The sequence below is a fragment of the Nitrobacter sp. NHB1 genome, from assembly GCF_036964665.1.
Taxonomy (GTDB): Bacteria; Pseudomonadota; Alphaproteobacteria; order Rhizobiales; family Xanthobacteraceae; genus Nitrobacter.
On record NZ_JBAMDA010000001.1, the window covers coordinates 1,201,741 to 1,225,336 of the forward strand.

30 protein-coding genes and 1 pseudogene are annotated in these 23,596 nt (G+C 63.1%); 15 read left to right on the top strand and 16 right to left on the bottom strand.

The annotated features are described in order from the left end of the window. Nucleotides 1–236: 236 nt before the first annotated feature. Nucleotides 237–602: an ArsC family reductase gene (locus tag V4R08_RS05630; protein ID WP_335578446.1), complete on the bottom strand. Its 366-nt coding sequence runs from the start codon at nt 600–602 to the stop codon at nt 237–239. Between the two features lie 122 nt (nt 603–724). Here V4R08_RS05630 and V4R08_RS05635 point away from each other — a divergent pair, with 122 nt between their 5' ends. The 4 genes from V4R08_RS05635 to V4R08_RS05650 all read left to right on the top strand — a co-directional run bounded on the left by V4R08_RS05635 (nt 725) and on the right by V4R08_RS05650 (nt 4,406). Beyond that, nucleotides 725–1,165, top strand: a complete 441-nt coding sequence (locus V4R08_RS05635; RefSeq protein ID WP_335578447.1) for a copper uptake system-associated protein — start codon at nt 725–727, stop codon at nt 1,163–1,165. Between the two features lie 155 nt (nt 1,166–1,320). Then, complete coding sequence (gene thrS / locus V4R08_RS05640; RefSeq protein ID WP_335578448.1) at nt 1,321–3,366, top strand: threonine--tRNA ligase; 2,046 nt, start codon at nt 1,321–1,323, stop codon at nt 3,364–3,366. An 84-nt stretch (nt 3,367–3,450) separates the two neighbouring features. Continuing rightward, nucleotides 3,451–4,014 (top strand): nitroreductase family protein, encoded by a 564-nt coding sequence (locus tag V4R08_RS05645; RefSeq protein WP_335578449.1) that lies wholly within the window; start codon nt 3,451–3,453, stop codon nt 4,012–4,014. Between the two features lie 206 nt (nt 4,015–4,220). Next, nucleotides 4,221–4,406, top strand: coding sequence for a hypothetical protein (locus V4R08_RS05650; RefSeq protein WP_335578450.1), 186 nt, complete (start codon nt 4,221–4,223; stop codon nt 4,404–4,406). Between the two features lie 145 nt (nt 4,407–4,551). Here V4R08_RS05650 and V4R08_RS05655 read toward each other — a convergent pair whose 3' ends face one another. The 3 genes from V4R08_RS05655 to V4R08_RS05665 all read right to left on the bottom strand — a co-directional run bounded on the left by V4R08_RS05655 (nt 4,552) and on the right by V4R08_RS05665 (nt 6,337). Next, nucleotides 4,552–5,268, bottom strand: a complete 717-nt coding sequence (locus V4R08_RS05655; RefSeq protein WP_335578451.1) for an outer membrane protein — start codon at nt 5,266–5,268, stop codon at nt 4,552–4,554. 271 nt (nt 5,269–5,539) lie between these two features. Further along, nucleotides 5,540–5,965, bottom strand: a complete 426-nt coding sequence (locus V4R08_RS05660) for a hypothetical protein (RefSeq protein ID WP_335578452.1) — start codon at nt 5,963–5,965, stop codon at nt 5,540–5,542. Between the two features lie 165 nt (nt 5,966–6,130). Beyond that, on the bottom strand, nt 6,131–6,337 hold the full coding sequence (locus tag V4R08_RS05665) for a His-rich protein BRANT (RefSeq protein ID WP_335578453.1): 207 nt from the start codon (nt 6,335–6,337) through the stop codon (nt 6,131–6,133). A 420-nt stretch (nt 6,338–6,757) separates the two neighbouring features. Between V4R08_RS05665 and V4R08_RS05670 the strand changes: the two genes are divergently transcribed. The 3 genes from V4R08_RS05670 (at nt 6,758) to V4R08_RS05680 (ending at nt 8,780) form a co-directional block, all read left to right on the top strand. After that, the gene (locus V4R08_RS05670; protein WP_335578454.1) at nt 6,758–7,537 is read left to right on the top strand and encodes an NAD kinase; all 780 of its coding nucleotides are present in this window, start codon (nt 6,758–6,760) and stop codon (nt 7,535–7,537) included. Nucleotides 7,538–7,641: 104 nt separating this feature from the next. Then, the gene (locus V4R08_RS05675) at nt 7,642–8,187 is read left to right on the top strand and encodes a response regulator (protein WP_011510161.1); all 546 of its coding nucleotides are present in this window, start codon (nt 7,642–7,644) and stop codon (nt 8,185–8,187) included. A 14-nt stretch (nt 8,188–8,201) separates the two neighbouring features. Next, nucleotides 8,202–8,780 (top strand): Hpt domain-containing protein, encoded by a 579-nt coding sequence (locus V4R08_RS05680; protein WP_335578455.1) that lies wholly within the window; start codon nt 8,202–8,204, stop codon nt 8,778–8,780. 162 nt (nt 8,781–8,942) lie between these two features. On the opposite strand, the gene V4R08_RS05685 is transcribed toward V4R08_RS05680, so the two are convergent. From V4R08_RS05685 to folE, 4 genes are all read right to left on the bottom strand, one after another. Further along, complete coding sequence (locus V4R08_RS05685) at nt 8,943–10,406, bottom strand: DUF2336 domain-containing protein (RefSeq protein ID WP_335578456.1); 1,464 nt, start codon at nt 10,404–10,406, stop codon at nt 8,943–8,945. A gap of 263 nt (nt 10,407–10,669) precedes the next feature. After that, nucleotides 10,670–11,662, bottom strand: coding sequence for a transglycosylase SLT domain-containing protein (locus V4R08_RS05690; protein ID WP_335578457.1), 993 nt, complete (start codon nt 11,660–11,662; stop codon nt 10,670–10,672). A gap of 170 nt (nt 11,663–11,832) precedes the next feature. Then, complete coding sequence (gene hisI, locus V4R08_RS05695) at nt 11,833–12,276, bottom strand: phosphoribosyl-AMP cyclohydrolase (RefSeq protein ID WP_335578458.1); 444 nt, start codon at nt 12,274–12,276, stop codon at nt 11,833–11,835. Between the two features lie 37 nt (nt 12,277–12,313). Next, the gene (folE, locus tag V4R08_RS05700; protein WP_335578459.1) at nt 12,314–13,018 is read right to left on the bottom strand and encodes a GTP cyclohydrolase I FolE; all 705 of its coding nucleotides are present in this window, start codon (nt 13,016–13,018) and stop codon (nt 12,314–12,316) included. A 246-nt stretch (nt 13,019–13,264) separates the two neighbouring features. Here folE and V4R08_RS05705 point away from each other — a divergent pair, with 246 nt between their 5' ends. Next, nucleotides 13,265–13,720, top strand: a complete 456-nt coding sequence (locus tag V4R08_RS05705) for an iron-sulfur cluster assembly scaffold protein (protein ID WP_335578460.1) — start codon at nt 13,265–13,267, stop codon at nt 13,718–13,720. A gap of 27 nt (nt 13,721–13,747) precedes the next feature. Here the strand turns inward: V4R08_RS05705 and V4R08_RS05710 are convergent, their stop codons facing one another. Continuing rightward, nucleotides 13,748–14,671 (bottom strand): COG3904 family protein, encoded by a 924-nt coding sequence (locus V4R08_RS05710; protein WP_442935631.1) that lies wholly within the window; start codon nt 14,669–14,671, stop codon nt 13,748–13,750. On the opposite strand from V4R08_RS05710, the gene V4R08_RS05715 reads away from it, so the two are divergent. Both V4R08_RS05715 and yidD read left to right on the top strand, forming a co-directional pair. Next, nucleotides 14,559–14,996 (top strand): hypothetical protein, encoded by a 438-nt coding sequence (locus tag V4R08_RS05715; protein WP_335578462.1) that lies wholly within the window; start codon nt 14,559–14,561, stop codon nt 14,994–14,996. The genes V4R08_RS05710 and V4R08_RS05715 overlap by 113 nt on opposite strands. Nucleotides 14,997–15,016: 20 nt before the next feature. Continuing rightward, nucleotides 15,017–15,361: a membrane protein insertion efficiency factor YidD gene (gene yidD, locus V4R08_RS05720; protein WP_335578463.1), complete on the top strand. Its 345-nt coding sequence runs from the start codon at nt 15,017–15,019 to the stop codon at nt 15,359–15,361. Between the two features lie 125 nt (nt 15,362–15,486). Here the strand turns inward: yidD and V4R08_RS05725 are convergent, their stop codons facing one another. Then, nucleotides 15,487–16,533 carry an RgsD C-terminal domain-containing protein gene (locus V4R08_RS05725; protein ID WP_335580190.1) on the bottom strand — a complete coding sequence of 349 codons (1,047 nt, stop codon included), beginning with the start codon at nt 16,531–16,533 and terminating at the stop codon, nt 15,487–15,489. 232 nt (nt 16,534–16,765) lie between these two features. On the opposite strand from V4R08_RS05725, the gene V4R08_RS05730 reads away from it, so the two are divergent. After that, on the top strand, nt 16,766–17,809 hold the full coding sequence (locus V4R08_RS05730; RefSeq protein ID WP_335578464.1) for a patatin-like phospholipase family protein: 1,044 nt from the start codon (nt 16,766–16,768) through the stop codon (nt 17,807–17,809). Between the two features lie 12 nt (nt 17,810–17,821). Here the strand turns inward: V4R08_RS05730 and V4R08_RS05735 are convergent, their stop codons facing one another. Both V4R08_RS05735 and V4R08_RS05740 read right to left on the bottom strand, forming a co-directional pair. After that, nucleotides 17,822–18,250 carry a CBS domain-containing protein gene (locus V4R08_RS05735; protein WP_335578465.1) on the bottom strand — a complete coding sequence of 143 codons (429 nt, stop codon included), beginning with the start codon at nt 18,248–18,250 and terminating at the stop codon, nt 17,822–17,824. Nucleotides 18,251–18,456: 206 nt separating this feature from the next. Further along, nucleotides 18,457–19,257: a rhomboid family intramembrane serine protease gene (locus V4R08_RS05740; protein WP_335578466.1), complete on the bottom strand. Its 801-nt coding sequence runs from the start codon at nt 19,255–19,257 to the stop codon at nt 18,457–18,459. Between the two features lie 59 nt (nt 19,258–19,316). Between V4R08_RS05740 and V4R08_RS05745 the strand changes: the two genes are divergently transcribed. After that, complete coding sequence (locus V4R08_RS05745) at nt 19,317–19,556, top strand: hypothetical protein (RefSeq protein ID WP_335578467.1); 240 nt, start codon at nt 19,317–19,319, stop codon at nt 19,554–19,556. Between the two features lie 25 nt (nt 19,557–19,581). On the opposite strand, the gene V4R08_RS05750 is transcribed toward V4R08_RS05745, so the two are convergent. Both V4R08_RS05750 and V4R08_RS05755 read right to left on the bottom strand, forming a co-directional pair. Beyond that, nucleotides 19,582–19,902: a hypothetical protein gene (locus tag V4R08_RS05750; protein WP_335578468.1), complete on the bottom strand. Its 321-nt coding sequence runs from the start codon at nt 19,900–19,902 to the stop codon at nt 19,582–19,584. A gap of 98 nt (nt 19,903–20,000) precedes the next feature. Next, nucleotides 20,001–20,318 carry a hypothetical protein gene (locus tag V4R08_RS05755; RefSeq protein ID WP_335578469.1) on the bottom strand — a complete coding sequence of 106 codons (318 nt, stop codon included), beginning with the start codon at nt 20,316–20,318 and terminating at the stop codon, nt 20,001–20,003. Nucleotides 20,319–20,380: 62 nt separating this feature from the next. Between V4R08_RS05755 and V4R08_RS05760 the strand changes: the two genes are divergently transcribed. From V4R08_RS05760 to rpsD, 3 genes are all read left to right on the top strand, one after another. Next, nucleotides 20,381–20,938 carry a PAS domain-containing protein gene (locus V4R08_RS05760; RefSeq protein WP_335578470.1) on the top strand — a complete coding sequence of 186 codons (558 nt, stop codon included), beginning with the start codon at nt 20,381–20,383 and terminating at the stop codon, nt 20,936–20,938. A gap of 228 nt (nt 20,939–21,166) precedes the next feature. After that, the gene (gene murI / locus V4R08_RS05765) at nt 21,167–21,964 is read left to right on the top strand and encodes a glutamate racemase (RefSeq protein ID WP_335578471.1); all 798 of its coding nucleotides are present in this window, start codon (nt 21,167–21,169) and stop codon (nt 21,962–21,964) included. A gap of 300 nt (nt 21,965–22,264) precedes the next feature. Beyond that, complete coding sequence (rpsD, locus tag V4R08_RS05770) at nt 22,265–22,882, top strand: 30S ribosomal protein S4 (RefSeq protein WP_335578472.1); 618 nt, start codon at nt 22,265–22,267, stop codon at nt 22,880–22,882. A gap of 71 nt (nt 22,883–22,953) precedes the next feature. On the opposite strand, the pseudogene V4R08_RS05775 reads toward rpsD, so the two are convergent. Together V4R08_RS05775 and grxD are read right to left on the bottom strand one after the other, a co-directional pair. Then, nucleotides 22,954–23,299 (bottom strand): annotated as a pseudogene (locus tag V4R08_RS05775) (macro domain-containing protein). Next, entirely contained in the window at nt 23,254–23,592 is a 339-nt protein-coding gene (grxD, locus tag V4R08_RS05780) for a Grx4 family monothiol glutaredoxin (protein WP_335578473.1), read from the bottom strand. Before grxD ends, V4R08_RS05775 begins: the two are co-directional and overlap by 46 nt. Between the last annotated feature and the right edge of the window lie 4 nt (nt 23,593–23,596).

Consider the following 23,596-nt stretch of genomic DNA (forward strand, 5'->3'; position numbering starts at 1 on the left):
ATATGCAGTCAATGGGCAGGATCGCGCAAGGTGCAAAGTAGCACTCGGCGGGCGTCTTGAGCCCACATCTATCAGCCATTAGTCTAGCGCATGATCCGCCAAAGTGTGAGCGGTTTGGCGAAAAGATCATGCGCATTATCAATATTTTGGAGCGCGATCGGACGCAAAACCGGCATCCACTTTTGCTGATCGCGCTCCAGTCGAAATGCGACGTGACCGAACCGATCGAGACAGCACTATCGCTTCGTCTTCGGCGCTCGAAGCTCTTCTTCATAAACCTCGGGCTTGAAGCCGACGAGCAGCTTGTCGCCAACCTCCAGCACCGGACGTTTGATCATCGACTGCTGCGCCAGCATCAGGGCCAGCGCCTTGGTTTCGTTCAGCCCCGCTTTGTCCGCATCCGACAATTTGCGAAACGTCGTGCCGGCGCGGTTGAGCAATGTTTCCCAGCCGAGTTTTGCGGCCCATCCCTTGAGCCGGGCGCGATCGATGCCGGCGGTCTTGTAGTCGTGGAAGTCATAGGCGATGCTATGGCCGTCCAGCCACGCGCGCGCCTTCTTCATGGTGTCGCAGTTCTTGATGCCGTAGATGGTAATGGTCAACGCGAGGCTCTCCGGGGATTGCGGCTTGAAACCGATGGATCGGGCGTTACGGCCACGCGAGCCGCAACGGCCTGCGAAGCGGGTGTATTGTGAAGCGAATGTATAAGGAGATTTCGGTGCTGATGAAACTATTGGCCGCACTCGTCGTGCTTTGGAGCCTCGCCGGTTCGGCGATCGCGGGGCCGGACGAGGACGCGGTGCGCGATCTGCTCCATTCGACCTTCGACAAGCCGGAAGCAAAGCTGGTCATCGCACCGGTGGTCGCCAAAGCGGGCTACGCGATTGCCGGCTGGACGCAGGGCGAGATGGGCGGTCGCGCGCTCCTCCAGAACAAGCACGGACGCTGGACCATTATCCTCTGCGCCGGAGACGGAATCAGGAGCGCCGAAGCATTGCAGCGTGCCGGCATTGCGCCTGACGTCGCAGGTGAACTCGCAGAGGCGCTCGCGAAAGCCGAGCAAGCGGTTCCGGCCAACCGCCTTGCGATGTTCTCCCGGTTCGAGGGGCTGCTGCGCATGGACGAAACGGGCAACCACCCTCCCGTCCATGACCGGATGCACTGACCAACGATAAAAGGACAAAGCCGGCTTCTGACTCTGGATCGGGCGGTGCGTCGCCATGCCTGCCGGACAGCCATTGCAACGGACAAACCGGCTGCTATACCGCTGCATCCCGCTTACCTGCGCTCGTTCGCAGGAGTGAGCCACAGGAGAGATCAATGTCCGACAAGCGCGAAACCGCATCGGGATTCCAGTTTGGCCTCGCCAACCTGAAGCCCGTCTCGTCCACCGAAAACGTCACCCTCACCTTCCCCGACGGCGCGCAGCGTCAGTTCCCGCAAAACACCACCGGCCTCGATATCGCCAAGGGCATCTCGCCGTCGCTGGCCAAGCGCACGGTGGCGATGGCGCTCGATGGCGTGGTCAGCGATCTTGCCGACCCGATCGAACGCGACGCAAAAATCGAATTCATCAACCGCGACGACCCCCGCGCGCTGGAACTGATCCGGCACGACGCCGCGCATGTGCTGGCCGAAGCCGTGCAGTCGCTGTGGCCGGGCACGCAGGTGACCATCGGCCCCGTGATCGAGAACGGCTTCTACTACGACTTCTTCCGCAACGAGCCGTTCACGCCGGAGGACTTTGCCGCGATCGAGAAGAAGATGCGCGAGATCATCGCGCGCGACAAACCCTTCACCAAGGACGTCTGGGACCGCGAAAAGACCAAGCAGGTGTTCCGCGACAAGGGCGAGACCTTCAAGGTCGAGCTGGTGGACGCCATTCCCGGCAACGAGCCGATCAAGATCTACTATCAGGGCGACTGGTTCGATCTCTGCCGTGGCCCGCACATGACCTCCACCGGCAAGATCGGCAACGCCTTCAGGCTGATGAAGGTGGCCGGCGCCTACTGGCGCGGCGACAGCAACAACCCGATGCTGACCCGCATCTACGGCACGGCGTTTGCGAGCCAGCAGGATCTCGACGCCTACCTCAAGCAGATCGAGGAAGCCGAGAAGCGCGACCATCGTCGTCTGGGCCGCGAGATGGACCTGTTCCACTTCCAGGAGGAAGGTCCCGGAGTCGTGTTCTGGCACGCCAAGGGCTGGACGCTGTTCCAGGAGATCATCGCCTATATGCGCCGGCGACTTGCTGAGGATTATGACGAGGTCAATGCCCCGCAAATGCTCGATAAGTCGCTGTGGGAGACTTCCGGCCATTGGGAGTGGTATCGCGAGAACATGTTCGCGGCGCAGTCGGCGGGCGACGAAGCCGAGGACAAGCGCTGGTTCGCGATCAAGCCGATGAACTGTCCCGGCCATGTTCTGATTTTCAAACACGGCCTCAAGAGCTATCGCGAATTGCCGATCCGCCTCGCCGAGTTCGGCGTCGTGCATCGCTACGAGCCCTCGGGCGCGATGCACGGTCTGATGCGCGTGCGCGGTTTCACGCAGGACGATGCGCACATTTTCTGCACCGAGCAGCAACTCGCCGACGAATGCCTCAAGATCAACGATTTGATCCTCTCGACCTATGAGGATTTCGGCTTTGAAGGCGAGCTTACGGTCAAGCTCTCGACCCGCCCCGACAAGCGCGTCGGCTCGGATGCGGCGTGGGATCATGCCGAAAGCGTGATGACGGCCGTGCTGGAGCAGATCAAGGCCAGGTCCGGCAACCGCGTCAAGACCTCGATCAATCCCGGCGAAGGCGCGTTCTACGGTCCGAAGTTCGAATACGTGTTGCGGGACGCCATCGGCCGCGAATGGCAGTGCGGCACCACGCAGGTCGACTTCAACCTGCCGGAGCGGTTCGGCGCGTTCTACATCGACGAGCATTCCAACAAGGTCGCGCCGGTCATGGTCCACCGCGCGATCTGCGGCTCGCTGGAGCGTTTCGTCGGCATTCTGATCGAGCACTTTGCCGGACATTTTCCGCTCTGGCTCGCGCCCGTGCAGGCCGTCATTGCTACCATCACCTCGGACGCCGACGATTATGCCAGGGAGGTCGTCGCCGCCGCGCGCCGCGCGGGCATTCGCGTCGAGGTCGACCTGCGCAACGAGAAGATCAACTACAAAGTGCGCGAACACTCGCTGGCGAAGGTCCCTGCTTTGCTTGTGGTCGGCAAGAAGGAAGCCGAAAGCCGTTCGGTGTCGATCCGCCGCCTCGGCAGCGACGGCCAGACGGTATTGCCGACCGACGAGGCGATCGCAGCGCTGGTCGCAGAAGCCACGCCGCCGGATATCAAGAGGGAAAATAGTCCGCTGTAGCGGTGTATTTCCGAAGGTGGGCGTCAGTCGCGACCGTCCTTTGCACCCCATAAGCGGCGCCAGCAGTTTTTACAGAGAGCAACCATGTCCGATATCATCGACTTCCTGCGCACCCGCCGCTCGGTCAAGCCGCGCGATATGAGCGCCCCCGGTCCCTCGCCCGCCGAGATCGAGACCATCCTCACCATCGGAGCGCGCGTGCCCGATCACGGTAAGGTCGTGCCATGGCGGTTCATCGTGTTCGAAGGCGACGGACGCGCCCGCGCCGGTGACGTCATCGCCCGTGTCTACGCGCGCAAAAACCCGTCGGCGCCGCAGGACGAGATCGAAATGGAAAAGCACCAACTGATGGAAGCGCCGGTGGTGATCGGTGTGGTGAGTTCCATCAAACCGCACCCCAAGGCGCCGTCATGGGAGCAGGTGCTGTCGGCGGGCGCCAGCGCCATGAGCATCGTCAATGCAGCCACCGCGCTCGGCTACGGCGCGAACTGGCTAACCGGCTGGTTCGCCTACGACCGCGACATACTCGACGGCCTCGGGTTGAAGCCGGACGAAAGATTCGCAGGCTTTATCCATATCGGCACACCGACAAAGCCGAACAAGGACCGCCCTCGCCCCGCCTTGTCGGATATCGTCACGCGGTTCTAGCGTCTCGCGCTCGACGGTCATTCAACCTGCGGTCGGCGTTCAGGACGGCGCCGGCATCAGCACACCACGCCGTTTGTAGAAAAACGGAGGCATCGATTTACGCTTGCTTCACGGGAGCAATCTAGACTTGCTCCCAACAGAGCCGGCCGCGACAAATTCCGCATCGAGGATTCTTCGGCCGCTCGCCGCAACATCGGGAGTCTCCGATGATAGTCGTGACTTGCATCATGGCGTTGGCAACGGCGGCGTTCTACGGCGCCGGCAACTATGGCATCGGCGCCGATCAACTTTGCTATTACGGCACGACATTTTGTGTCCACCCGGACTGGCTGGGGATTGCGACCCTGCTGCTGCTGATCTGGACGCTGTTTCTGAGGGTCGACCGCATCTGATCCGAAGCGGGACCACCGGTTGCGTGACCTGCGCACGCCGCAAGGAAAACGCCCGCGCGAAGCCGGCCTTTGTCATGTAATCTTGTTGTCGTGCGTTCTGTTGTCGTCCGAACCGGCGTTCGGCCATCTCGATCTGGCGGCGGTCTCAATAATGAGGGGCCGCCGGGCCGCCCCAGCCGAAGCGATAGTTCACGCCGGCCTTGACGGTATGATCGTCGTTGTGGAAGCTCGTTCCGACGATATCGGCCGGCGACCCCGCGGCGAATGTCGTTTTGCCGAAATTGTAATATTGATATTCCACCTTGGCGGACCAGTTCGGCGCGAACATGTATTCGAGACCCGCACCGACGGTGTAACCGTTGTCATGGTTTCCGGTGGTTGCGAAAGCCAGCGGCACGCCGGCGGCGTCGGTCACGCCGAGCCTGCTGTCCCGGAACGCATAGCCGCCCTTAGCGTAAAGAAGTACCGGCCCCCAAGCGTAACCGAGCCGGCCGGTCACCGAGCCGAGGCCGCGGTCGTTGCCGGTCACGACGCTGCCGCCCGGGAAGTCCACACCGCCGTTGTTGTTGGTGAGCCAGCTATACTGGGCTTCGGCGCCGAGCACCCAGTTGTTTGCGAACTGATAGTCGGCGCCGCCCTGCACGCCGCCGAGGAAACGGCCGTCGCTTCCACCCAGGCTGCTGTCGCCGCCGAACGCACCGCCGAGATGACCGCCGATATAGAAGCCGGTCCAGTTGTAGACGGCCTGCGGCGGCGTATAGGGCGGGGGTGCCTTGGTATAGGGTCGCGGCGGAAGATCAGCCGCAAGCGCCGGTGCGGCGAAGGCTGCAACCGCTGCGACGGTGACCAGGAATTTCTTCATGATGGGTTCCCCTTCTCGGTGGCTACGACCATCGTCAAACAACATGGCGCGAATTTGGTTGCCTGAAGGCAACAAGATTGCGGCGATCGTTTGCAACCGTGATACGTGCGCAACATTCGCGGTTCCTATGTGGGATCTCTCACCCGGCAAAACAGCACTCGCGCAAGTCGCGCCGTGCAAATAGGTCGTCCGCCGCGAGTGCCAAGGTTCCAGGCTCTTCGAAATGTGATCAATTGGGTAAACCGCTCGAACCCGCGACGTCGGCCGACGATTAGCGCGTCAGCTTCTCCAGTTCGGGGAACGGCGCGTAGACGGCACCAGCACAGACTTCGTCGGCCTTCTCGATCATGCGATCGAGCCGTGCATCGACATAAACCACCGCGCGCTGCACCACACCCCGATAGCTGCCGTCGATCTCGCGGGCGTTGTAGCGCAGGCAGCTCACGTAACGCAGCCGGCCGCCGACGGTGCGCTGGGCCGGCTCGGCCATTGCGGCATCGCGAATGCCAACGGGATTGTTGAGGTAGGTTCTGAGAAACGCGAGGATTTGCCCGCGATAGTCCGCCGGGAACGGTTGATCGGCCACCCCGCGATCATCGGTATAGACCACGCCGCCCTGATCGCCGCCGTCGGTCATGCAGGCCGCGAGCGACCCTGCCAGCAGCACGATCGCCAGAAATTTCGCAGATGCCCCCAACGCCGGCCCGTCTTCAGGTTCGTGGATTCCCCATGAAGGTCTAGACCGCCTGCGGCCGAAATGAAATTCGCAATTCGGTTATCCGACGCAAAATGCGGTCGGGCCGAAGCGGCTTGCGGCGACCGGGGGCGATCGCCGCAAGCCATGACCGGCATCCTGACGCAATCAGTGATGCTTGTGGACGCGATGATGACGGACGTGCCGGCGAGGATGATGATGATGGCGTCCCATCTTGGCGTTGGCGTTCAGCGCGTTCGACTTGAGGGCCACCGACTTGACCGCCGGAGCATGACCCGTCCGGGTCGTGCCGGCCATCGCCGGCGCAACAAACACGGAAGCCACGAGCAGCGCGGCGGAAATCATTTTCAGCATGGTCGTCTCCTTGGAGTTGATCGCCGAGTTGATCGGCCGGATGGCTGGGCTCTCGATCACGGCCTACAGTGAGGCCGGGCGTGTGAATGCGCGCTGAACGCGACTGCAACAGCCGTTCATCTGGATGAATGGCTGGTCATATTGGCGACGGCGATAGCGCGGAATACAAATTCTCGCGGCCGCGCGTGAGAGGTCGCCGGGGAGCGCCGGCCTCGCCAACCAGATTTTCGTGCTTTTCGGCGGCGGCGGCGCTGTGAACGGCGCCGGGCTTGTCGTCCCAATCTTGTCGTGTCCGCTAACCATGGACCGACGCGGGCCTCGACACGCCACCGCAAAGCGCGGTTAAGTGCCGCTCGACAACCGCCGGTGCGACCGGAAACGATACGCGCCGGCAGCAGCCGCAGAAGTCTCCGAATCATCATGACCTCACCCCAACCGTATGACCGCATAGCCTTTGTCGCGGGCACAAGCCCCGAAGCGCAGCAGGCTCTGAGGGAATTGGTGAAGACCTTCGGCAATCACGATCCCGCGGACGCCGATGTGCTGGTCGCGCTCGGCGGCGACGGCTTGATGCTGCAAACGCTGCACCGGAACATGCGCTCGGGAAAGCCGATCTACGGGATGCACCGCGGCACCGTCGGATTCCTGATGAACGAATACAGCCGGCACGATCTGCATGCCCGCCTCGCTGCCGCGACCGACACCGTGATCCATCCGCTCCTGATGCGCGCGACCGATATCCACGGTGCGGCTCACATCCATCACGCCATCAACGAGGTGTCGCTGTTTCGCCAGAGCCACCAGGCCGCGCGGCTGCGCATCCTGATCGACGAGCGCGAACGGATGGCCGAACTCATTGCCGACGGTGTGATGGTCGCGACGCCGGCCGGCTCGACCGCCTACAATCTGTCGGCGCAGGGACCGATCCTGCCGATCAACGCGGCGCTGCTGGCGCTGACGCCGATCAGCCCCTTCCGTCCACGGCGCTGGCACGGCGCGCTGTTGCCGAACACCGCCGTCGTGACGATCGAGGTGCTTGAAGACGAAAAGCGCCCCGTGGCCGCCGTCGCCGACCACGACGAAGCCCGCAACGTCCGCCGCGTCGAGGTGCTGTCCGACAAGACGATTTCGATGCGGATGCTGTTCGACCCCGGCCACAGCCTGGAGGAGCGGATCCTGAGCGAGCAGTTCGGGCACTGAATCCTTTTTCCCTCCCCTCGTGAGAGAGGAGAAAGAGCGGCAACCATTCGTTAACGGCACCGGCATATAGTTAACGGCGGGTATACCGGGTCCGCTTCCGCACCATGTACGGCATCGACTTCAACAAGCTGCGGTTTCTCGTCTGCGACGACAATGCGCACATGCGCCGCATTCTGCGCACCCTGCTGCATTCGTTCGGCGCGCGCGAAGTCTACGAGGCCGAGGACGGTGCCACCGCCCTCGAAATGTATACTCATTACGTTCCCGATATCGTCATCACCGACTGGGCGATGCCGATCTTCGACGGCATCGAGCTTGCGCAGATGATCCGGCAGCCGGACTCGAAAGGAAATCCGTTCGCCCCGATCATCATGCTGACCGGACACTCGGAGAAGCGCCGCGTTACCGTTGCGCGCGATGCCGGCGTCACCGAATTCCTGGCGAAACCGATTTCGGCCAAGGGACTCTATCAGCGCATCCTGAACGTCGTGGTCTCGCCGCGTCCCTTCATCAAGACCAAGAACTATTTCGGTCCGGACCGCCGGCGCAACACCAGCACCGCCTATGTCGGCCCGGAGCGCCGCGGCGGCAAGGAGCCCGATGTCATTCCGCAGCCGTCGCTGCTGGATAAGGCCCGGGCCCCAGGCTAACGAGACGCAGCACCATGCAGAAGAACGAATCTCCCGCGCCGAAGGTCGAGGCATTCGCCGACCATCACGTCATCACCCCGCCCAATCGGCTCCGCAAGGTAATGCGGCTTGTCGACGAGAAGAATTTCGAGGATCCGGTCGCGCGCGCCGAGAAAGCGCTCGCCGGACTCTCCGACGAATTCGCCAAATGGATGGCGATCGAGTGCGACCGGCTTGCCGCCGCCCACGCTACCATTCTCAAGGACGGATTCGCCCCGGCCGCGCACGACGAACTGTTTCGTGCCGCGCATGACATCAAGGGCGGCGCCGCAACCTTCGGTTATCCCGGCGCCGGCGCCGGCGCCGAAAGCCTCTGCCGCATCATCGAACACGCGCCGGCTCTCGACCGCGTGCCTGCGGCACTGATCGCCTATCACATCAACGCAATCCAGGCGATCGTGCGCGAGCATACGAGTCCGGGCACCAAGGCCATGGCGAAGGAAATCAATCGCAAACTGCGTCTCGTTGCCGACGAATATCTCGCTGCCGTCAACCGTGACCGCCCCGAGCACCTCGAAGCCATCCTCGCGCCAAGCATCGCGCCGGTGGAATAGAAACCGGCCTCCTCTTCGATCATCACAACAAGAGAGATGTCATTGCCGGGCATAGCCGTTCGAAGAACGGCGTCGCTTCACTCGCCGGTGACCCGGCAATCCATCATTTTTGCGATAGAGATGGATGCCCGGATCAAGTCCGGGCATGACGATCGCGCGCGGCTACGCTGCCGCAAGCAGATCGCTGAGCAGCGGCTCGCGGCGCCGTGGTTCATAAGGCGCAGGTTCGTAGAACCTCGGTGCGCGGCGCAGGGGTTCGTGAAATACGGGCTCGTCAAACCTTGGTTCGCGGCGCTCAGATTCACAAGACTCGATTTCGTAAGGCTCGATTGCGTAAGGCTCGGCCTCGTAAGGTTCGACTGCGGGAGGCTCGGGTTCATCGAACTGAGGCTCGAATGAGTGAGGCTCGCAGAACTGTGGCTGCTCACAAAACTCGGGCTCGCAAACCGGCACTTCGTCAACTTCGTCATACGCCGGCTCGGCGGCCGCTTCGGCTACCAGTTCGTCGCAGAACACGCGCGCTTCCTCGCGCGCCGATTCCGTCGCAAAGCGCCGCAGCAGGATCAGCAGAGGCTCCGAAACCTCATTGGGCGCCGTTTCGCACATCGTCAGGACCCGTTCGACCATGCGGCGACGCAGCCGCGTCGCGCCGCCGACCGTTCCGACAAAGCCGATTTCGTCGCGCGCTTGCAGCGCGGCGCGAAACGCAGGGAACGTGGATTCCGGCAGCCCCGCCCGCGTCAGCAGCGCGGATAGGCTCGCGCCGCCGCGATCATGAACCAGCGCGACGACGCGGCTCAAGGGCAGGCCCGACAGTTCCACCAGCGCATGGTCGAACAGGTCGTGATTGCCCGACAGCAGCGCGCGCAGGATCAATCCGGCGGTGAGCTGCCCGGTGGCACGCAGGTGCGCGACCAGACCGCGCATATCGTCGTCTCGCGCACGCGCCGCGATATTGACGATGGAGCGATCGCGGGCGTCGCTGGCCGCGCGGCTGGCGCGATCGGCACCGAGCCAGTTCCGCGCGACGACGAACTGCGCCAGCGTGTCGGACAGTTTTCCGATGAGTGCAAGCCGTATGGCCGCGGGCAAATCATCGAGCGCCAGCATCGATTCCCGAATCGCCGCGAGATGGCCGTGCCGCTCGACGATCCGGTCCCAGGACAGCGGCGCGAGATCGGCGCCCGGATTTTCGATGAGTTCGAGGGCCGCCGCCGCCGAGCCGACCTCGGCGATGGCCGCGCAGACCGATACCGGAACACGGGCGCGGCGCGCGACGGCGCACTGCACCTCGCAGCTACCGGTCGCGACGATGTCGACGAGGTCCGCATCGATCAGCAGCGGCGAATGTTCGAGAACCAATACAGCAACCGAAGGCTGATCGACCGACAGCGCCTGGACGATCGCCGCTGGCGCGGTCGCGCTGCGCGCAAAGACTTCCGCCATCGCCTGGCGAACCAGCGGCGACGGGTCATCGAGCTGCATCAGGAGAGCGCCTTCGGCGGCCGCGCGATCGTCATCGGACAGATCGGAGATGAGCCAGGCGCGGGCCAGCGCTCGTGTCGCTCCCGCCCGCTCGCCCGCGGGAGCGGTCCGTACCCAACTGATGAACTGCCGAACGATCATGGTGCTTCCGGCCTACGCAACCTGAGACGACACCGTGACGCGGTGCCACTGTCATAGAAAATAAACCACGACGCTTAACAAATGGTTCACCATAACCGTTTGCATTCGTTGACGTTTCGTTAATGCCGGGGATGAGCGGCGCAAAAGGCGCGTGTGCGAGCTGCCGTCATTGCGGGGCGCATCGCGCCGAAGCAACCGAAGATAAGGACTGGATTGCTTCGCTTCGCTCGCAATGACGCATGAACGAGTGCGCTTCTGAAAGCCTACCCGCTGTAGGTGCCGTTGCGGTCGCTGAACAGATCGAATGGCTGACGCGGACCGGAATTGGATGAGGTTTGCGCGTCCGAGCCCGCCGCGACGGATCGCGTGCCCCACAGTTCCTGAACTGCCGGAGACACCGGCTGCGTGCGCTCGCCGACCTGAAACAGCGAACGGAACACCGGCTGGCTCGGCGCGGCGGAATCCATCGTCGCGGATGCGAGCGGCGTGACGCCACGCACATCGGGCAGACGCGACAGGTAAGCCGCGTTATCAGGCGGCGTTGGGAACGCCGCAGACGCCATCGCAACCGGAGCGCTCACGCCGAGCGATGCCATCGCGCTGCGCGTCGCCGGCGAGCTGGCAGCGACCGCATAGCGCCGGTCCAGGTCGGCGTAGACTTCCGACACGCTGCGCGCGCGGCCGTCGCGATCATAGAAGATCGGACGGTTGGCGGCGGCGGCGTTCGGAAACAGCCGCGCGCCGGATGCTTGCGGATTATCCTGCGCGTTCGCGATCAGCTTTGCCGCGCCGCCGACGCCCATGAAATGCGCCATGTAGAGTTCGCTGTCGGTCGGACGGCGGCCGATCAGACCGGTCAGCTTGAAGCTGTTGGATTGCGTCAGCACGCCGGCCATGGCGGACGCGACGGTCGGATCGTCGCGCAGCTTGAGAATGGCGGCGCGGGTCGCGGGGTCGCTGACGGAATAGCTACCCGACGGGGATTTGGTGATGGCGTCGGCGTAGCCGTTATAGCCCAGCACAGGACCAGCCTCTTTTACCATGCCGAGCCAGGTCTGCTCGATGAACTGGAAGAGGCCCTTGGCGGACGACGTGCCCGCGGCGGCTTGAGGATTGAAATTGGATTCCATCTTGGCGGTCGCGAGCAGGTATTCGAAGCTCGCGCCCGTTGCGTCTGCCGCCTTCCGAATGGCAGTCGCTATTCCGCTGAAAATGCCGGTCAGTCCGGAAGCGGCATTGGCGGCATCGACGGTCATGTTGATCTCCCGCTCCCCGCGAAACGACCGCCTCGCCTTCCAGCGCTATATCGGCAAATCCGCCGTCCATACCGACTCCCACCGGTCCGGACGGTTGTTCACTCCAGCGCAAGGTGGAAGATTATGGTTAACAGGACCTTAACGGACCCGGCGCAACGACCCCGCCGCCGTCAGGACTTCTTGTGATAGACGTCGGCCGGATCGAACAGCCTGTCGGCGTCGACAAACGCCACGCGCGCTTCGCCGCCCTCGCCTCTGGTCACAGCCCGATAAAAACATGAGCGCCGTCCGGTATGGCAGGCGGCGCCGCGCTGCTCGACCTTGATCCAGACCGCATCCTGGTCGCAGTCGGTCCGCATCTCGACCACCCGCTGGACCTGACCGGAACTCTCGCCTTTCCGCCATAGCGCCTTGCGCGAACGGCTGTAATACCAGGCGTCGCCGGTCTCAACGGTCCGCCGCAATGCTTCCTCGTTCATGTGCGCGACCATCAGCACGTCGCCGGTTTTGGCATCGGTCGCGACGCATGTGACGAGTCCCGACGCGTCGAAGCGAGGCCGGAACAGCAGTTCCTCCTCGATTCCGGCTTCGGATGAAGATGTCGGTCGAGACACAGGGAGCCCCACAGAAATGTCGCGCGAGGGATTAACGCTAGGCCCCTCGCACCATCGACAGGAAGCGCGCCTGCTCCGCCGGATTGTCGCGGAACACGCCGGTGAACCGGCTGGTGAGGGTCATCGCGCCATGCTTGGCGACGCCGCGCACCGACATGCAGGTGTGCTCCGCCTCGATCATCACCGCAACGCCGCGGGGTTTGAGCACCTCGTCGACGGCGGCGGCGATCTGCGCGGTCATGTGCTCCTGGGTCTGGAGGCGCCGGGCGAAGATGTCGGTCAGGCGCGCCAGTTTGGACAGCCCGACCACCCGCTCGACCGGCGTATAGGCGATATGCGCCTTGCCGTAGAACGGCATCATGTGGTGTTCGCACTGCGAGGTGAACGCGATGTCGCGGACCAGCACGAAATCGTCATAGCCTGCGGTTTCGCCAAAGGTCCGGTTCAGCACCTCGGCCGGGCACTGATGGTAGCCCTGATAGATCTCGTCATAGGCCTCGATCACCCGGCGCGGGGTATCGAGCAGCCCCTCGCGGTTCGGATTTTCGCCGATATAGGACAACAGCGTCCTGACCGCGTGTTCGGCCTCGTGCCGCGACGGACGCGACCGGTCCGGCTGAACGGCTGCAGCCAGAAATTCCGACGGATCCAGCTCAGTGGGAGAGAATCCAGCAGCTTTGGCGTTATTGGATTTGACTTCAGAAGGTTTGCTGCCGCGCAGCGGCTTGATCAATGCGTCCATCTTCACTCCGTTCGACCGGCCTCATCTGAGACCGGAGTGTCACCGGGCAGACGGGGCAGCATTGCGAGCTACCGGACGCCTGAGTCCCTTGATATTACATTTGCAACCGCCGAATTGAACTTCAATCAGGGTGCGACGGAATCGCCGGATTGTATCTTCCGGCATTGGATGCATATATAAGCTTTGAGGTTCCCGCCGCCAAGAGCGTCGCCGGCCTCTTCAGCGAATTCAACGTCTTGAAATCCTATGCTGAACGACGTTTACAACAAGAGCATCATCGAACTGGCCGGCAATATTCCCCGCCTGGGACGCCTTCCGGCGCCGGACGCGAGCGCCACTGCTCACTCGAAACTATGCGGATCCACCGTCAAGGTCGACCTCACGATGGAAGGTCCCGTTGTCACCGACTTCGCCCACGACGTGAAGGCCTGCGCGCTCGGCCAGGCCTCTTCCTCGATCATGGCGCGCCACGTGGTCGGCTCGACCGCCACCGAGTTGCGCGAACTGCGCGAGATCGTCCGCAGAATGCTGAAGGAAAACGGCGCGCCGCCGCAGGGCAAGTGGGCCGACATCGCGCTGCTCGAACCGGTGCGCGACTACAAGGCGCGGCACGCATCCACCATGCTGACGTTCGATGCGGTGGTCGATGCCATCGGTCAGATCGAGGCCAGATCGGACGCGCTGACGCCTACGCAAAGCTGAAACAACTCAATCCGTTCTGCCCGAACACTACTTCTGATGCTGAGCTGGCGCGGCGATTGCCGTGCCACCCACCGGAATCGCCTCGGCGGTCTTGGTCGGCTGGCTGGTCGTCGCCACCGCAGCGGTCGCATTCGTGACGCTTCCCGGAAAGCGATCCTGCACCGGTTTCGTGACCAGTCCGGCAATGGGAGCATCCGTGGTTCCCGCACCCGGCAACACATCCGCGACGCGATCTGTCGTCACCAGATTGGTCGTGCGCAATTCCGCCGGCGACAGTTCGTGGAGATCCTCCCACGGTGGAATGCTGAGCGCCAAATGCAGCAGATCGCCGGTACCGCCCATATCGAAGGTGTATTTGGCGAGCCGGCCGATGTCGCGTTCCACGATCATCAAATCCTGGGCGGTGTAGCTCGCCGCCCTGGCATCGTCGGCGCGATCGCCCATCCAGATCTGATGCACCCGAACATGCGCGCGCTCAGGCACATAACGGGTTTTTCCCGACAACAACATGAACACGCACATGGACTCGCAGTAGGCTTCGGGCAGCACGGCGGCGCGATCGCCGGCCACGGTCTTGATGACGACGCTGGTCCCCACCGTGGTGGCCAGGCCGAGCGCGCGCCAACGCCGCCCGAGCGCGATGGCGTCGTTGACCGAGCCGCCGCCGGAGTCCAGCACAACCGTCATGCCGGCCAGGTCACGCCCCGCGGTGAAATCGTCGAAGGCTTTCGGGGTCTCGGCGGTAACGATGCCGACCGCGCTGATCCAACTCCGGCAATGCGGCTCGCAGGCGGTCCAGGTAAACCGCATCGGCTGCTTTCGTGATTCGAGGGTCGCGTTGGCTGAAACCGGGTTATCCAGCGGCGCGGCGAAGGCGGGCAAGGCAAAACAAAAAACTGCGGCGCACAGGAGCGCCCATCCGCAGGACCCAGATGATTTCGCGAGCCTCAAGTCGGTTCCTTCCCCTCACCCCAAGTCTTTTCGTCCAAAGTCTTTTTCGCGAACCCCCAAGTCTTTTTCGCGAACCAAAGTCTTCTCTTGCACCAAAGGCTTCCCTATCCAACGTCACCTGGACGTTACGGCCGAAACTCAACGCAGTGATTCCGTCATCGGGACATTTGAAAAATTAGCCGCAGGATTCGTCAGCGTCCATACAACCTTTGCTGCGTTTGCCCTCACGAGTATACGATATCTTGGCACCTGTGACGAAATTGCCAGGCTCGGTGGGTTCCTTGCGGGAACCCTGCGAAACGAACGGCCAGGCAAACACACCTGAGAGAGATACTCCGGAGATCCATGAAGCCGACGCGGCAAAATTCCATCCACTGTGCCGATTGTGCGAGAGCCGCCCTGCGGCTGCCCCGCAATAGCGGACGGGCGCTGATCTGGATTTATCGCCACACCCTATCGCCACTCGTTGGTTTCAACTGTCGGCACCTGCCGACCTGCTCGGTCTACGGCGATGAAGCCATCGAGCGCTTCGGACTATGGGGCGGCGGCTGGATGACGCTGGCGCGGCTGCTACGCTGCCAGCCCTGGGGGACGTCCGGCATCGATAATGTTCCAACAGTGAAACCACCCGGCGCCGCCTGGTATCGGCCATGGCGCTACGGCCGCTGGCGCGGCGTGAACGCCCCCTGAGACGTTCGACGGGATTTCCGATTTAGAGCCTTTTCGCTTCTGACGGAATCAGAAGCGGGGCTCTATGATTTTGATTTGACGCGTTTTCTTGACGCGAACCGGTATCCACTTCGCTCGAAAACGCTCTAATGCGCGACGACTTCGACCTCGCCGTCGACGCCGTTGACGACCTCGAAGCCACGCTCGAAAACCTTGCCTTCGTTCTTGGCAATCACGCGGTACTCGCCCTCGGCCAGAATCACGCGGGGAAATGCGCCGATCGATTCCTTGATGACGTCACCGCCGGGCGTCAGCACCGACCACGCCGTGTTGGCCAACGCCTCGCCGCCCTTCTCGCTGACGAGCTTCAAAGTGATGACCGCGGCGCGATGCGAGATCGTCACGTCGGTCAGCTTCGCCGCTTGCACGCGAATGTCAGATCGCACGACCGAATTCGCATCGCCATAGTTGGAGACGATGTAGTAGGTGCCCTCCGGCAAGAGGATCACATCGCCCGCTGTGACGTTAGGCACAATCGGCGCGCGCTCGGTGCCCTCGAACTGGCTGCCCTTGTAGATATTGAAGGAAATCTGGTTCGGCGGAATCATCGACCCGCCGACGCGGCCTTCAATCCGCAGGCCGCCCGCCGGCAACACGAACGTCTCGTGGTCGGCATCCGGTTTCAGCGTCACGGGACGCACGGCACTGACCAGCCCCAGCGAGACGTACACCACGTAGCTGCCCGGAGGCAGCACGATGTTGGGCGTTCCGCCATGATCCTCGCGCATCAGCTTGAAGGCGCCGGTCTCATCGGGGCGATCGGAATAAACTCGCCAGATCAGCCCGCTGTTTATGACCGGTAAATCCTTGCCGTAACGCGCGGTCAACGACAGAACCGCCTGCGCGGGAACAGCGATGCCGGGCGGCGGCGACGACAGGGGCACGGCGGCGACCGGTGCCCGGGTCAATGGCGCCGGCAGATTCGGCATGGAAGCCGGGCCCGAGGACGGCGCGAGGCTGATCGCAGGCCCCGACGGTGCTTCCGGAACGGACGCGGGCGGCACCGGAGGCGGGCGTTCGCCGAACAATTGCGCCGAGGCCATGCATGGAAACGCAACGAGAAGCACGACCAATGCGAGCAAAGGCCACGAGCGCCAGCCCGAATTGAATCGATAATTGCCCCCGAAGATCATGGTTCCGGTTTTTCCCGGAAATCGCGGCGAATTCAAGCCTCCTCCGCATTCACTCATGACTGCTTCCCGCTTTGGAAGGCTTTAAAGCTTGACCTTCCGGTTGAAACGTCACCGTCCGGTGATAACTTCTGTTTGAAGCGGAGCAACGTCCGGCACAAGTCACGCCTTTCATGCGTTCACCCGTGTCCGCCGGAAGCACGGAAACCGATGTCACCAGTCGGAGAATTCCATCGTGCTCGAGAGTTTGAGAGGCCACGACCGGAACGGGTCGAATGGCCGGAAGGTAGGATTGGACAGCGTCAGGCGGCCGGTGATCGGGTTGGCTCTGGGCGGCGGCGCCGCACGCGGCTTCGCGCATATTGGCATTCTCCGCTCCCTGATCGCGCACGGCATCGAGCCCAATGTCGTGGTCGGCACCTCGATCGGAGCCGTGGTCGGCGGCGCCTATGCCGCGGGTCGCCTCGACACCCTGGAGGAATGGGCGCGCAGCCTGCAGCCTCGGAATCTTTTCAGTTATCTCGATATCCGGCTGACCGGCTCCGGACTGATCGGCGGCGCCAAGCTCACGGCCCGGCTTGAGGCGTCACTCGGCCAGGTTCAGATAGAAGACCTGCCGGTCAAGTTTGCGAGCGTCGCCACCGAAGTCCGCACCGGTCACGAAATCTGGCTCACGCACGGCCGGCTGGTCGATGCGATGCGCGCGTCCTATGCGCTGCCTGGAATCTTTGCGCCGATGCTGGTGGGCGATCGCTGGCTGGTCGATGGCGCGCTGGTCAACCCGGTGCCCGTCTCCACAGCCCGCGCGCTAGGCGCCGAGATCGTGATCGCCGCCAACCTTTCCAATGACGTCTTCGGTCACAGCATCACGATCTTCTCTCATGGCACGCAGAACGATACGCAAGAGGAGGTCATCGAGGCTCCACCGAAACGTGGCTTCGGCAAGTTCTTTTCCGCCGAGCGAACGGTCAAGCGCCAACTCTTCGGCGGCGGCGGTCGCCCCGGAGTTATGACGGTCATGACCGACGCATTCAACATCATGCAGGACCGCATCACCCGTGCGCGGCTCGCCGGCGATCCGCCGGACCTTTTGATCTCGCCGCGGGTCGGCCAGATCGGCTGGTTCGATTTCCATCGCGCCAACGATCTGATCGCGCACGGCGCCCGCGCCGCGGATCGTACCATCGAAGCGATCGTCGAGGCGATCGAGATTCTCTCGCCGAAGAAGCCGTCAGCGGACACCGCCGGCGCGGATACCGAAACCGGGGGCAATCCCTGATATCGTCCGTGTTCAGGCGGTCTTGATGTAGTCGCGCAGCGCTTCCTGCTCGGCCTCGTATTCCTGAACGCGCAGCTTGACGACGTCGCCGATCGAAACCAGGCCGACCAGCCTGTCGTCCTCCACCACCGGCAGATGCCTGAATCGTTCCGACGTCATAATTTCCATGAGGTGGGAGACCGTATCCGACAGACGGCAACTGACGACCTTGCGGGTCATGGCGGCGCTCACCGGCTCGTCGAGCGCACCCGCGCCGCGTTCGTCGAGCGCACGGACGACGTCACGCTCGGACAGAATGCCGTCGATGCGGGTGCCGCTCATGACGAGGACGGAACCGATCCGCCGTTCCGATAGAAGCTTCACCGCAGCCGCCAGTTTCACGTCGGGCTCGACGCTCACGACCTGGTGACCCTTGGCGCTGAGAATCGCACAGACTGTCATTGTCGCCTCCGACAGCGGAATCGCGCAGGATCGTTCTGCCCGACCCTTGTTCTTTGTATTCAGGCGACGGTCGAACGTTCAATTTGTTCACGGGCGAAACGCACCAAACAGGTCGTCATTCCCAGCACGAGAACCGGATTCTACCTAGCCTGACCGGGCAACGATGATGAATGAAATCGGCCCGCGTCGCAAGCGCTCGTTAATCGCTACGGGACCCGGTCCGCGCCGCCGGGCGACGCCTTCGCAGCATCGCGCGGCGGACGAGGCACCGGATCGAACAGCGAAAACAACACAAGGCCTGCCAGGAAGCCCCCGATATGGGCCTGCCAGGCGACGCTGCCGGACTCGGCGCCGATTGCGACCGATCCCGTCCCGAAGATGATATTGACGCCGAACCAGATCGCGAGAAACGCGAGCACGCGCGGATTTTGCAGCGCGCGCGTCAGCGACAGCGCAGGCACCTGCGCCGCGGCGTCGGCGTCGGCGCCGCGGAAGGACAGGAAGCTGCCGCGCACGAAGGCGAAGCGGATCGCCGCCGCCATCGTGCCCGACACCGACGCCGACGCGCCGATCATCGGCGCAATGTCGTGCTCGTGGGTCACAAGATGCGCGGCCGCGCCGGCGACGGCGGTCACCGCCATGAAAAGAAAGAACCTGAATGCGCCGAAGCGTCGCGCCACCGCGCTGCCGAACGGCAGCAGCCACAGCACGTTGAAGCCGATGTGGCTGAGGTTGGCGTGCAGCAGCGAGTAGGTCACGAAAGTCCAGACCTTGGCACCGCCTCCTCCCGGGAACGCCGTCGCCAGCAGGCTCGGATCGTACCGCTTCGGGATGAAGCCGAACGCCTCGACGATCCAGTATTCCAGATCGAGCGGAAGCGCCGACCATACGGCATAAACGATCGCAAGCAGGCCGATATAGGCGGTCAACGGCCCCGGCAGAATCAGGATCGGCTCACGCGGAGGTTCCGGCGGAGGATCTGACGGAAGGTCTGGCGGAGAGTCCAAGGGCTGCGACCTGGCGGCTCAAGCGGGCGATGGGCCGCAATAGGCGGCTCGGGCGGGGTGTGCAAGCAGGATTCGATCCGGTTAAAGCGTTTTCGACCGAAGCGGATACCGGTTCGCGTGAAAAAAAACGCGTTAAATCAAAATCATGGACCCCGCTTCTGATCCATCAGAAGCGGAAAGGCTCTCATGAAAAACACCGCCAATGGTGCTACCCGAACGGCCCTGCCCCGATCCCCGTGTCGCGCGATGCCCGCGACGACGCGACGCTGCTTTGGAAGCGTGGCGATCAGGAACGTTGAGCAGGGCGCGCTTAAAATGCATCCATTATTCGCTCTCGCGCTTGCGACCGAACCATCGTTTTAGTCCTTTGTAAACGAGCACTATAGCGGTCAGCGCCACCGCGCCCTTCAGGAACAAAATCAACATTTCCTGAAGACTCCGGGCGCTGTGATCTCTGTCTCTTTTCGGGGTGACCTCGCTCACCGGCGCCTCGCTCACCGGCGTCTCGTTCACCTGAGTTTCGCTCGCCGGAGTTTCGCTCACCTGAACGGCCCGATCCGGACTCTTGAGGTCATCGGAATGGGCCGCGACACAAACCGATTGAAGGCCGATCACAAGACCGAGAACGGAAATCCAAAAGCGCAAGACGTCTCCCGCCTGTCTCATCCAGCGTTGCCTCTGCCATCATCGAGTACGGGATAATCGCCGAACTGCGCTCTATCCGGTCTCATGCCACCACTATCTCAGCCGGCATCATGCCGGATCGTGCCACCTAATACCTCAATCCTGCCGTTGCTGTCGATCTTGGCGATGACAGCGACGAAACCGGCATACACACACAAATTGTCGTCGAATCCCGGCCCGAGCGGCTGGCCCCCGCACGCGGGAGACATTTTGCCGGAAGCGGCCCGAAAACGGCGGGCGTGAGACACGCAAGTTACCAATGTCTTAAGGGACATAGTGAATTTAACGTTAACGGCACAAAGGCGTGCACCGATAACGCCAAAGCCGCCGGCGGCATGGACGCTGCAACATCCCTCCTGCACAACAGGAAACGGCACTGCGGTGCCCTGAAGCAGGACAGATATGTCCGCGTCGCGCCGCCGTCGGGACGGTTTAAGTCATGAAGCATCCATCGAACCGCGCGTTCTATGCCTATTGGGATGAGAAGCGCGACGGCGAGCGCGCTCCCGACCGCCGCGTGCTCGAACCGGGCGCGGTCCGCGAACTGCTCGGGGACATCTTCGTACTCTCCTACGATCCTGAGAACGGTTATCCGTTCCGGGTCGCGGGCACCCGGGTCTGCGCCCTGCTCGACCGCGATCTCAAGGGACAAAACTTTGCCGCGCTGTTTGCGGCCGCAAGCCGCGCCGAGATCACCGATATTCTCGGCGTGGTGTCCGAAGAACTGCTCGCCGCCGTCGCCGGCGTGACCGCGACCGCACGGGACGGATCGCTTGCGCACCTCGAACTGCTGCTGCTGCCCTTCAGCAATCGGGCGCATACGCCGATCAGCCTGACCGGGCTGCTGGCGCCGATGCAGCACAGCGGTCAACCGCTCGGCGACTTCACCCTCACCTCGTGGCGCTACATGAACCATCCGCCGCAGCGCTTCGTGCCGCGCGTCCTGAAGAAGCTCGCGATCGCGCGCGGCTTCATGGTCTACGAAGGGTTGCGCTGACCGGCCGCCGCCGATCCGGGTCCACGCCCTGCAACCGCAGGGTGAGTTGACGGGTCGGGTTTAGCGCGGCGGATGTGGAACGGCCTGGACTCTCGGCGGCGTCACGCTCAACCGCACCAAACCGTCCCAGCCGCGAGCGCCGCCTTAAAGTGGCCACCATCGCGGGATGGACAAATCGACACAATCGGTAAAAACTCCGTGGTAACCCGACCGTCCTAAAATTCTCGCGTGGCAGACACTCCCACCATTCTCGTCCTCGATTCCGGCCTCGGCGGTCTCACCGTGCTGCGGGAGATCGTCAAACGCCTGCCCGGCGCACGATATGTCTATGTCGCCGACGACGCCTTCTTTCCCTATGGCCACCACTGCGAAGATGAAATCATCGCCCGCGTGGTGCCGCTTGTCGGCGAGCTGATTGCCACCCACACCCCCGACCTCGCGGTGATCGCCTGCAACACGATGTCCGTCTCGGTGCTGGGGCCGTTGCGCGCCGCCTATTCGGTGCCGTTCGTCGGCACGGTTCCCGCGATCAAGCCGGCCTGCGCGGCCTCAAAAACCAAGCGCGTCTCGGTGCTCGGTACCCGGGCCACCGTGCAGCGCGAATACACCCAGGCGTTGATCCGGGATCACGCCCGGGCCTGCACCGTGACACTGGTCGGCGCGGCGCACCTCGCCCGGCTTGCGGAGGACGCCCTGCGCGGCAAGCCCGTCAGCGACGCCGATATCGTGAGCGAGATCGCGCCCTGTTTCGTCCCGGCCGCCGACGGCGGAGAACTGCGCACCGACGCCGTCGTGCTCGCCTGCACGCACTACCCGTTGCTGCTCGACCGGCTGGTCAGGCTTGCGCCATGGCCGGTGGCCTGGATCGACCCGGCGCCTGCGATTGCCCGGCGCGTTGTCGATCTGCTCGGGCCGAGCCACAACGGCGGCTGCGAATTCCCGCCGGAAATGATCTTTACCTCAGGCCGCTCCCACACGCTGACGGACGCGCTGGCGCCGTTCTTCGGCGGCCGGGTGCCGGCCTGAACCGGGCATTGCCGGCCGGAGTTACACATCCGGAACCCAACCCCCGCGGGTTGGTTCGCGTTCGATTGCCCGACCCGAAACAGGCGTTTTCGGGTCGAGATTGCCTCTGCTTTGGTTTGACAGGGGAGCGGTTTATCCCTAGAAAACGCCTGCACGCGGGCCGGTTTTGGCCCGCGTTGCGTTTCGCGACCCGTGGCCCTGCCCATCAAGCTTATGGTCGGGGCCTGTCGGCTCCGGGAGTTGTCCCGGCGCACAGGAGGGCGCGTTTCCTCACCCCGTAAATTTTGACAAGAGGACGCGATGACTAAGCGCAATGAGGCGAAGTACAAGATCGATCGCCGTATGGGCCAGAACATCTGGGGCCGCCCGAAGAGCCCCGTCAACAAGCGCGAATACGGCCCCGGCCAGCACGGCCAGCGCCGCAAGGGCAAGCTCTCCGACTTCGGCACCCAGCTCCGCGCCAAGCAGAAGCTCAAGGGCTACTACGCCAACATTTCCGAACGCCAGTTCTACGCGATCTACGTCGAGGCGACCCGTATGAAGGGCGATTCCGGTGAGAACCTGATCGGCCTGCTCGAGCGCCGCCTGGACACCGTGGTCTATCGCGCGAAATTCGTGTCGACCATGTTCGCCGCGCGCCAGTTCATCAACCACGGCCACGTCAAGGTCAACGGCCGCCGCGTCAACATCCCGAGCTACAAGGTCAAGGTCGGCGACGCCATCGAGATCAAGGACGCATCGAAGCAGCTTGCGCTGGTGCTGGAAGCCAACCAGCTCGCCGAACGCGACGTGCCTGATTTCATCGATGCCGATCACAACAAGCAGACCGCGAAGTTCGTCCGCATCCCGCACCTTGCGGATGTGCCGTTCGCGGTGCAGATGGAACCGCATCTGATCGTCGAATTCTATTCGCGCTGATCCCTACCGTCTCAGTTCAAAAAAAAGCCCCGGATATCCGGGGCTTTTTTTATTGCGGCATCGAGATGCGATCAGTCGTCGTCGGGTTCGCTCTTGGTGATGTCGCCGGACCGGCCGCCCCGCCAGACCGTGTGAATGACATGCCGCGCCGGGAGCCTGTAACCGCCGGTTATCCTGGCGTCCCCGGTCGCGCATCCCTTGAGCGTCCGGCACTCCGCGCGGCCCTGCGGCGCGATGGACCGCGCCGTCAACACCGCCGCCGCCGAGCAGGGATTCATTCGCTGCGTTGACGATCGCATCAACGTCCAGCGTCGTGAGGTCCGCAACGATAACGTCCAGTCGCTGCGGACCGATAACGCGTCCGGCCGTCGTCAGGCAGACGCAGGTGCGTTGAACGCAATGCCCTTGTCGGCGAATAGTTTCTGCAGCTCGCCGGCCTGGAACATCTCACGGACGATATCGCAGCCACCGACGAATTCACCCTTGACGTACAACTGCGGGATCGTCGGCCAGTTCGAGTACGACTTGATGCCGTCGCGCAGGTCGGGGGATTCGAGCACGTTCAGGCCCTTGTAGCCGACGCCGACGTGATCGAGGATCTGAATCACCTGCCCCGAAAAACCGCACTGCGGAAATTGCGGCGTGCCCTTCATGAACAGCACAACGTCGTTCGACTTCAGTTCGTTCTCAATGGTTTCCTTAATGCTCATCATC